The 9,594-nt window shown below is 46.9% G+C and carries 7 protein-coding genes; 5 read left to right on the top strand and 2 right to left on the bottom strand.

Annotated features, from left to right (window positions below; all coding sequences use genetic code 11):
• Nucleotides 1-669 precede the first annotated feature (669 nt).
• Together ASG89_RS29435 and ASG89_RS29430 are read left to right on the top strand one after the other, a co-directional pair.
• A complete protein-coding gene (locus ASG89_RS29435) occupies nt 670-1,566 on the top strand; it encodes a cation diffusion facilitator family transporter (RefSeq protein WP_057314924.1) in 897 nt (298 codons plus the stop codon).
• Nucleotides 1,567-1,693: 127 nt separating this feature from the next.
• On the top strand, nt 1,694-2,611 hold the full coding sequence (locus ASG89_RS29430) for a hypothetical protein (RefSeq protein WP_057314923.1): 918 nt from the start codon (nt 1,694-1,696) through the stop codon (nt 2,609-2,611).
• A 106-nt stretch (nt 2,612-2,717) separates the two neighbouring features.
• Here the strand turns inward: ASG89_RS29430 and sleB are convergent, their stop codons facing one another.
• Nucleotides 2,718-3,386: a spore cortex-lytic enzyme gene (gene sleB / locus ASG89_RS29425; RefSeq protein ID WP_057314922.1), complete on the bottom strand. Its 669-nt coding sequence runs from the start codon at nt 3,384-3,386 to the stop codon at nt 2,718-2,720.
• A 225-nt stretch (nt 3,387-3,611) separates the two neighbouring features.
• Complete coding sequence (gene acnA, locus ASG89_RS29420; RefSeq protein WP_057314921.1) at nt 3,612-6,329, bottom strand: aconitate hydratase AcnA; 2,718 nt, start codon at nt 6,327-6,329, stop codon at nt 3,612-3,614.
• Nucleotides 6,330-6,564: 235 nt separating this feature from the next.
• On the opposite strand from acnA, the gene ASG89_RS29415 reads away from it, so the two are divergent.
• Genes ASG89_RS29415 through ASG89_RS29405 form a run of 3 tightly spaced genes read left to right on the top strand, consistent with a single transcriptional unit; the run spans nt 6,565 to nt 9,094 of the window.
• A complete protein-coding gene (locus ASG89_RS29415) occupies nt 6,565-7,587 on the top strand; it encodes an amidase domain-containing protein (protein WP_057314920.1) in 1,023 nt (340 codons plus the stop codon).
• Between the two features lie 39 nt (nt 7,588-7,626).
• The gene (locus ASG89_RS29410; RefSeq protein ID WP_057314919.1) at nt 7,627-8,769 is read left to right on the top strand and encodes a D-alanine--D-alanine ligase; all 1,143 of its coding nucleotides are present in this window, start codon (nt 7,627-7,629) and stop codon (nt 8,767-8,769) included.
• Between the two features lie 7 nt (nt 8,770-8,776).
• On the top strand, nt 8,777-9,094 hold the full coding sequence (locus ASG89_RS29405) for a hypothetical protein (protein WP_057314918.1): 318 nt from the start codon (nt 8,777-8,779) through the stop codon (nt 9,092-9,094).
• The last annotated feature ends 500 nt before the right edge of the window (nt 9,095-9,594 follow it).

The raw sequence follows: 9,594 nt of genomic DNA, 5'->3' as shown, positions 1-9,594 counted from the left end.
TGGAGCTGCTTTTTAACTATGTTAGTTTAAAACTTTGTGAATTTTTGCACGAAGATGTACCAAGTTGATGATGTGTAAGGTCTAATGCAACGCTAGTGGAAAAACTACATTTAATTTGTATGAAATTTGAAGGATTGAGCAAATCGAAGGAATTTAACTACAGGAAATACAGTTAATCTTTCGAATTCGAGAAATCCGCTTCAAATAGATGGAGAAAATCCAGTTAGATTGCGGGAAACGGGTTTATTACTCATCGGTCATTAACGGAAGAAGAGGCTGTTTCAAAAAGTCTAAAATGACTATTGAGACAGCCTCTTTTCTTCGCTCTGATGTGCCATTACCCGCCTATGCGCCGCCATCGGGCGCCCCCGTGCCTTCTCGTCCCACCTTCGCCACATGCCGCCTCGAGCATCTCGTCCCGGTCTCGAGTGGCCTCGTCACACCTCGAGCGCCACGTCCCGTCCTCGAGCATTCCGTCCCGTCCTCTTGGCGCCATCCGACCCACACCTTGTCGCACACCTATCCCTTACTATCCCTTACCTATCTCACCTCATTCCATCCCTCGCAGCCACCGCGCTCTCCCACCCCAGTCCCCAACGAATCCCCAACATAGACGGATGCTTTACCGCCGATAAGCCATACTAAAAGTGGGAAGGGAGTGGGCGAACCATGAAGAAGACAGCCTCGATGCTGGCGATCTGGATCAGTTTGGCCAGTAACATCGTGCTGACAGCCATCAAAATCATTGTCGGCCTCATGTTCCATAGCCAAGTACTGATCGCCGATGGTATACATAACGCTGGAGACGTTATTGCGACGGCAACGGCATACAGCTCGATGCGCGTATCCTCCAAGCCAGCGGATGTAGATCATCCTTATGGGCATGGGAAAGCGGAGGTGCTCGGCGCTTTTATCGTTGCAATTATACTGGGCGGAGCAGCGATTTATATGGGTTATCACTCCATACATGCCCTATTCGAGCCAGCGGGAGAGGCACACATCATTGCCCTATGCGCAGCTGTCGTTTCCCTCGTGTGGAAACAAATCTTATACGTCTACACCATGCGGATCGGTCGCAAGCTCAATAGCAAAGGGTTGATTGCCACAGGGTACGATCATTTAGCGGACGTGTATGCCTCTATCGCGGCTTCTGTAGGGATTGGTCTAGCGTTGATCGGAGATCATTACAACATTAGCTACTTGGCTTATGGAGATCCGGTGGCGGGGATTATCGTATCATTCCTTGTATTGAAGCTGGCTTATGAGATGGGCAGCGAATCTTTCGACATTTTGATGGAGCGAAGTGTCAGTCCTGCTTATATCGAGCAGTATGCTGCGTTGATCCGTGGTGTGCCAGAAGTTAAACGGATTGATCGACTTCGTGCGAGGGAGCATGGCCATTACATATTAGTTGATGCGAGACTTGGCATTCCAGGCCAGCTGACGATCCAAGAAGGTCACGATATTATTCGCAGTATTAAGCAGAAAATTAAAGAGGCACATAGGGATGTAGATGAGGTACTGGTCCATTTGAATCCTTGGTATGAAGAGCAGGCTGACGCATGAGTAGGTGCGTCGGCTTTTTTGCACTAATTTTGGTTATTATTTACAATCGATCCCAATCGCGTTAGATTAGTAATAGCATTTTATCGGCAATGCAACGCCTACGTTACAGTCCAAGGGAGTGAAAACAATGAGTCAGAGAGCCAAAGATATCTGTTTAGGAATCGCTGTGGCCAATGGATGCGGAATCATCTTTATGCTTTTAACAGCTTATATCGTCAAGGTAGCGACAGGTGTAGGAGGGATTCTGATCTTATCAGATTTCGTGCTGCTCCCGTTTATCATGGGGATAATTAACACTTATTTCTGGCGAAAACACCGCGTCACAGTTGGTCCGTGTTTTGGATACGCATTTCTTAATCTAGTTGTTGGTTTGATTTATAGTTATTTCATGATGGGCGAGGGTTATATTTGCCTGATCATCGTGGCTCCATTGATTTATCTCTTCATTTTACTCGGCGTTCTGGCGGGTAAAATGATGTTCAAATGGAACCAAACAACGCTAAACATAAGTATTCTTGCAGCGATGACCGTTCTCGTATTTACCAATGTCATCACAGCTGAACCTAGTGAAAGCCAGGTAACCGACCGAATTCTGATTCATGCTAAGCCCGAAGTCGTATGGCAAAATGTCACGGCATTTTCACCCATTACATCAGAACCTGACTATTGGTTATTCAAAATCGGATTACCAAGCCCCGTACAATCTACGGCGGAAGGCCGTTATGTCGGCGCAGAACGTAAGTGCATTTTCAGCAACGGCATCGTTTTTGATGAGCAGATCGTGGAGTATGAAGAAAACCGAAAACTAACTTTCGCGATTACGAAGCTGCCTGACGATCCAGAAATATTGGGCCACTTGAGTTTGTCCAAAGGGCAATTCATTCTAGAAGACAATGGTGACGGGACGACTACACTTGTAGGCACAAGTTGGTATGATTTGAAAGTCAAACCATCACTCTACTTCGATATATGGACCAAAAGCATTATTCGCAATGTGCATCTCGAGGTCATGGTACATATGAAGGAGCTGGCTGAACAAGCATAGTAGACAGTCTTCTATATCAAAAAAACACCTCTACACGAACTCTGAGGCTCGATCTAGAGGTGTTTTCTATTTATACATCGCGTTCATCACACGATATGCACACATGTTACTTCGCAAAAATATGATTACCAATCTGCACGGTTTGTTGACGGGTCCAGATCCAAGAGCTTGTCGCTGTCTTCGGGTTGAAATAGTAAAGTGCGCCACCCGTTGGATCCCAACCGCGAACGGCGTCTAATGCAGCCTTGTAGGCTTCACTATCCGGCGTTAAGTTATATTGGCCATCGCTGACTGCCGTAAAAGCACCAACCTCAAATACGATGCCCTGAATGGTGTTCTCGAACTGACTGGATTTTAAACGGTTCATAACGACCGCTCCAACAGCCACTTGTCCTTTATAGGATTCGCCTCGTGCTTCACTGTAAATAACTTTAGCTAGCATATCGAGTTCAGCTTGATTCACCGTGAATTTGCGCAAGTACTCCCAGGTTTTCGTACCAACAATTCCATCCACGCTAAGTCCATAATTCGTTTGGAAGTTACGAACTGCCGCGGCTGTAATCGGACCATATTTTCCATCTATTGAAGGCTCATATATGCCTAAAGTTTTTAGTCGGAATTGTGCGTCCCATACGTCACCATTTTGTGTACCTTGCTTTAAAGTCGTAGCTTCTGCTGCGGATGCCTTCGGGCTCCACGTACCTGCATTCATTCCTAAACCAAAGGAAGCTACGAGTGCGACTACGACTAGTTTTTTGATTAACATCATCTTCATCTCCCCTTTCGCTTTCCTCAGTATAGGTGCCGATATACCTCGTCTCAACCCGCAGTTTCTGGAAATGTAAGTCAATCCCTTGGGGCTCTAAGGGTTGAGCGGGGTGTATTTTACCTCGAAATGACTATGTTTTACTCGGAATTATCCCAGAAATAAGTAAAAGCCCGAGATCGCCATGAAGGCAATCCCGAGCTTTTTGGTGTGTGTTTTGCTGGATAGTTATGATTAGTTTTTGTTTTCTGCAAGAATCGAACGAAGAACGGTTTGCAGGATACCACCATTACGGTAGTAGTCTACATCTACCAAGCTATCCAAACGCACAAGAGCTGTGAATTCGAAGTTTGTGCCATCTTCGCGAGTTGCAGTTACTTTTACCGTTGAACCTGGTTGAACGTCGTTGCTAAGGCCTGTGATGTCGAATGTTTCGCGACCTGTAATACCTAGCGTTTTCCAGCTTTCACTGTTGATGAATTGAAGTGGAAGAACACCCATCCCAACTAGGTTACTACGGTGGATACGCTCGAAGCTTTCCGCGATAACAGCTTTAACGCCTAGCAAGAAAGTTCCTTTGGCTGCCCAGTCACGGGAAGATCCAGTTCCGTACTCTTTACCTGCGATAACGACAAGGTTTTGACCTTCAGCTTGATACTTCATGGAAGCATCATAGATGGACTCAACTTCGCCAGTCGGCAAGTAAGTTGTTACGCCGCCTTCTGTTCCTGGAGCCACTTGGTTACGAATACGAATGTTCGCGAACGTACCGCGCATCATCACTTCGTGGTTACCACGACGGGAACCGTAGGAGTTGAAGTCTTCTTTTTTAACACCATGGTTGATCAAGTATTGGCCTCCAGGGCTGTCTACTTTGATGTTACCAGCAGGGGAGATGTGATCCGTTGTTACGGAATCGCCCATAAGTGCTAGTGTTTTGGAGCTGCGAATATCTGCGATATCATCAAGAACTGTGCCTAGATCTGTGAAGAAAGGAGGCTCTTGGATGTATGTGGAGTTCGTGTCGAACTCGTACAGATCGCCTTCTGGAATTTGAATTGCATTGAAACGCTCGTTAGCGCGGAATACATTGCTGTATTTGTCGCGGAACATGTCAGGGCTCATCGCAATGTTAAGTGCATCTTGAATCTCTTGGTTTGTAGGCCAAATATCTTTCAAGTAGACAGGGAGACCGTTCTCGCCATAACCGATTGGATCAGTTGCAAGGTCGATGTTAACTGTACCCGCAAGCCCATAAGCAACAACTAATGGAGGAGATCCAAGGTAGTTCGCTTTTACTTGTGCGTGTACGCGGCCTTCAAAGTTACGGTTACCGGAGATAACAGCAGCAACTGTCATGTCATTGTCGATAATCGCTTTGCTAACTTCGTCTGGAAGCGGACCGGAGTTACCGATACAAGTTGCACAGCCGTAACCCGCAACGTGGAAGCCTAGAGCTTCTAGGGACTCAAGAAGGCCTGCTTTTACCAAGTAATCTGTAACAACTAAGGAACCCGGCGTCAAGGAGCTTTTTACGTAAGCTGGTTTTTTCAAACCAAGAGCTACCGCTTTTTTCGCTACGAGACCAGCACCGATCATTACGCTTGGGTTGGATGTGTTTGTACAGGAAGTAATAGCCGCGATAACAACTGCGCCAGTACCCATTTTAACTGTTTGGTTTGGATACACAACATCAACAACTTCAGCCACTTTCTCTTCTGTCAAGCCGTAACCGCCTTTGTCAATCGGTTGACGGATGATAGCGTTGAAAGATTCTTTCATGTTCGTAAGTTCTACGCGATCTTGCGGACGTTTAGGACCAGCTAAGCTTGGAACTACCGTGCTAAGATCAAGTTCAAGAACTTCTGTGAACACTGGGTCTGGCGTGCTGTCTGTGCGGAACATGCCTTGTGCTTTGTAGTAAGCTTCTACAAGCGCAATTTGCTCTTCATCACGGCCAGTAGCACGCAAGTAGTTCAACGTTTCGTTATCGACAGGGAAGAAACCGATTGTTGCGCCATACTCAGGAGCCATGTTCGCAACTGTTGCACGGTCAGCCAAGGAAATATTGCTTAGACCAGGACCGAAGTACTCAACGAATTTACCAACAACGCCTTTTTTACGCAAAATTTGAGTAACAGTCAATGCCAAGTCAGTCGCTGTAGCGCCTTCTGCCAATTGACCAGTCAATTTGAAACCTACAACGTCTGGAGCTACGAAGTATAGAGGTTGACCAAGCATACCAGCTTCTGCTTCGATACCGCCAACACCCCAACCTACAACACCCAGACCGTTGATCATTGTTGTATGGGAGTCTGTACCTACGAGTGAATCAGGGTACACGACAGTTTCGCCGTCGATTGTTTTGGTAGCTGCAACAGATGCCAAGTACTCCAAGTTAACTTGGTGAACGATACCTGTTGAAGGTGGCACTGCACGGAAGTTATCAAATGCTGTTTGTGCCCAACGCAAGAAACGGTAACGCTCTTCGTTTCTTTCGAATTCTAAGTCAATGTTCATTTCGAGTGCATCCGGGGAACCGAAAGCATCAACCATGACAGAGTGGTCAATTACAAGGTCGACAGGAACAAGCGGGTTGATACGTTTAGGATCTCCGCCTTCACGAGCCATTGTCGCACGCATTGCCGCAAGGTCAACGACGACAGGTACACCTGTGAAATCCTGAAGAACGATACGAGCTGGGATGAAAGGAATTTCTTTGTTCTCATCGCGGCCTTGAGCCCAACCAGCGATTTGTTTGACGTGCTCGCTTGTAATCGCGCGACCGTCGAATTGACGGATAGCAGCTTCAAGCAAAACGCGGATAGAAACGGGAAGGTTGTTGATTGTGCCGTGACCTTGGCTTTCAAAGTCAGGAAGGCTGTAATACTGGAACGATTTCGTGCCGACAGTTAACTGCTTGCGCACAGAAAAAGAGTCCTTATTGGACATAGGTAGTTCCTCCTCAAATAATAATATCTAACCATGCCATCGGGTTTCATCTAGTGAAACTCGATTTCATAATTCCCTCTACTTCAAGTATAGCGCTTCGCCACGTGTGAGTAAAGATTAATTTCAATCATTTTTATCGTCAAAATGTCATATATTGAATCAATTCAAAGCAATTCGGGCTTGTCCTAATGAAACTTATTCCATGCCTTAATAAAAGCTAAGGAGGGATACCAAGATGTCCTGGAAAACGGCGCTCTATAATTACGTTCATGCGAAAAATCAGGCTGAGCTTGAGGGCTCATCTGCACCCTTGGAAGCATTTGTCTCGGACAGCGCTTATGTACGGAAACAGGATGTCAAGGTGCGAAGGCTCCTGAACAGTTACCGAGAACGTGAAGCTAAGCTGCTGCGAGGAGAAACCAAGCTCCGTATGCAAGGTGTTAAAGAATTGCCATATGGGATTATTGCGGATATCCAGTTGCATCGACTTTTGACCTATCAAATTGGTTCGATAGAGCATCAGGAGGAGCGTATAGAGTCAGAACGAGTGATCATCGAGCACAATACTTTAGGTTGGAAAGTTCAGAGTGCGGAGCCTTTACAAAGTGAACAGTCCCAGCCCAGCCGCGGCCGCAGCTTTCATTTGTCAGAGAATGAAACGTTCTTAGACACCCAACGCAGCTCACCATCTCTTCCTTATATCAATCCTAGTATACGCAATACGAGTGGTCTGGAATTCGCTCACCGCAAAATCATTTATAATCGTCCCAAAGCCGTCCAATATGCGGAAAAGTGGTGGCAAACACCGAATCCTAGTTATGAGTATTTTGAAGTAGATTGCACGAATTATGTCTCGCAATGCCTCTTTGCAGGCGGGGCTCCAATGGACTATACTGGGAAAAGGGAATCGGGCTGGTGGTATGCTGGCAAAAAAGGGCATCAAGAGCTATGGAGTTATAGTTGGGCAGTAGCTAACAGCTTGCATCATTACCTTGAACGTCCCCATAAGCATGGTTTGACAGGTACAGTTGTCAAAAACGCTGGGGAGCTTCAGCCGGGCGATACGATCAGCTATGATTGGGATGGCGACGGTCGCTTCCAGCACAACACAATCGTTATAGGTAAAGATGCCAATGGGATGCCTCTGGTTAATGCGCATACCTTTAATAGCCGTAATCGGTACTGGGCATATAAGGATTCACCTGCTTGGTCGGAACGGACGAAATACACGTTCATTCATGTTGCTGATGAAATGTAAGATGGCATAGAAATTGTAAATACTAGACGGAGGTACGTAATGAGCCGCAAAATACGAATTGGTTTAATTTATGGAGGGAAATCCGGCGAGCATGACGTGTCTTTGCAAACAGCATTGGCAGTTATGAAAGCTGTGGATTTCACGAAATATGAGATTACCCCGTTTTACATATCCAAAAAAGGGGAGTGGAGAAGCGGAGCGCCGCTTCTAGGTCCAGCTGAGTCCAAAGAAGTGCTGACTTTCAGCACGGGAGATACTGGAGCCCCTGCTTCGAACGCTTTGGCACCGATCTTTGGCGGTATTCAAACGAAGGGTGACGTAGCTGTTTCTTCTATTACATCCGCTGGATCTGAGGATCTTGGATTGGATGTCGTGTTCCCGCTTTTACACGGTACCTTTGGGGAAGATGGGACGATTCAAGGGCTTTTGGAAATGGCGAATATCCCTTATGTAGGAGCTGGCGTACTAGCTTCTGCTGTCGGCATGGATAAAGTCATGATGAAAAAAGTTTTCGCGCAGGAAGGACTTCCGCAGTGCATTTTCCGTCATTTTACTCGTACTGAGTGGGAAAAGAACCGCGCTTATCACCTCATGGAGCTGGAAACAGCGATAGGTTACCCATGCTTCGTGAAGCCAGCCAACTTAGGCTCAAGCGTTGGAATTTCCAAAGCGAGAAATCAAGAAGAGTTAATCGCGGCGGTTGCATTTGCTTTCCAATATGATCGTAAGGTTATTATTGAAGAAAATATCGATGCCCGTGAAATCGAAGTTGCCGTTCTGGGGAATGATGAGCCTATCGCTTCCGTTGTTGGCGAGATCGTATCTTCGAATGAATTCTACGACTATAAAGCCAAATATCTGGACGGTAAATCAGCGATGATTATCCCTGCGGAAATTTCTCAAGAGGTATCAGATGAGGTCAGAGCGCTGGCACTTCGTGCGTTCTTGGCGGTTGATGGCAGCGGGTTGTCACGTGTGGATTTCTTCCTAGGCAAAATAGATCAGAAAGTCTACATCAACGAAATCAATACGATGCCTGGCTTCACCCCGTTCAGCATGTACCCATTGCTATGGCAGGAGACAGGTAAACCATATAAAGAGCTGCTGGATGATCTCATTCGTTTGGCGCTTGAGCGACACGCAACTAAGCAAAATATCCAATATTCTTTCGATGCGGAGTAGATAAGCCATGGGTTTTCAAACGGAATTCAATTCAGTTTGCAAGTTTAAGTCAGAGCAAGAGCTCTACGAGTTACTGGAGTATGGCCGCGGCAAAATGGTGAAAAGCGGCTTCCGCGTGTTCCCTACAGGTCAGAAGGTTATTGCGTACACGCCAGATAATCAGGCGATCGCCATCGTGCGCATCGTCGCCTCCATTGCGGAAATCAATTTCCAAGGTGAAGAGGTTACACAAGTGGAAATGGAGCTAATACGGAGGTTAACCGACGAAGAAGCTCGGATTCAGACCTCGCTTGCGTACGAGATGTTTTTCGGAGAGCAAGCTTAGAGGATGTGGATACAGAAACATCGCCATTTTATTTATGGCGGTGTTTTTTTGTTTTGGCGTGCCCCGTGCCGCCAGCGCAGCAGAGGGCAAAAACCGTAAATAGCGCCCCAAAAGGGCGCTATTGCTGTGCCGAGGCCGCTGAGCCGGAGGATAAGGCCCGTTTTGGGCCTTAAAGCGCTGCCCGCCAGCGCAGCAGAGGGCAAAAACCGTAAATAGTGCCCCAAATGGGCGCTATTGCTGTGCCGAGGCCGCTGAGCCGTAGGATAAGGCCCGTTTTGGGCCTTAAAGCGCTGCCCGCCAGCGCAGCAGAGGGCAAAAACCGCAAATAGCGCCCCAAAAGGGCGCTATTGCTGTGCCGAGGCCGACTGAGCCGTAGGATAAGGCCCTTTTTGAATTTAGACTTAGTAGTGGACACAACGAATTGGGGAGTTAGATAATAGACCTATCCAAATTACGAGGTGTCCGAGATGAGTGAATTCCGCCAACGTTACAATCAAAAG

Origin of the sequence: Paenibacillus sp. Soil766 (genome assembly GCF_001428105.1) — a bacterium.
Classification (GTDB): domain Bacteria; phylum Bacillota; class Bacilli; order Paenibacillales; family NBRC-103111; genus Paenibacillus_E.
Note: the sequence above shows the minus strand (reverse complement) of the source record. Positions and strands in the feature narration are given on the sequence as shown.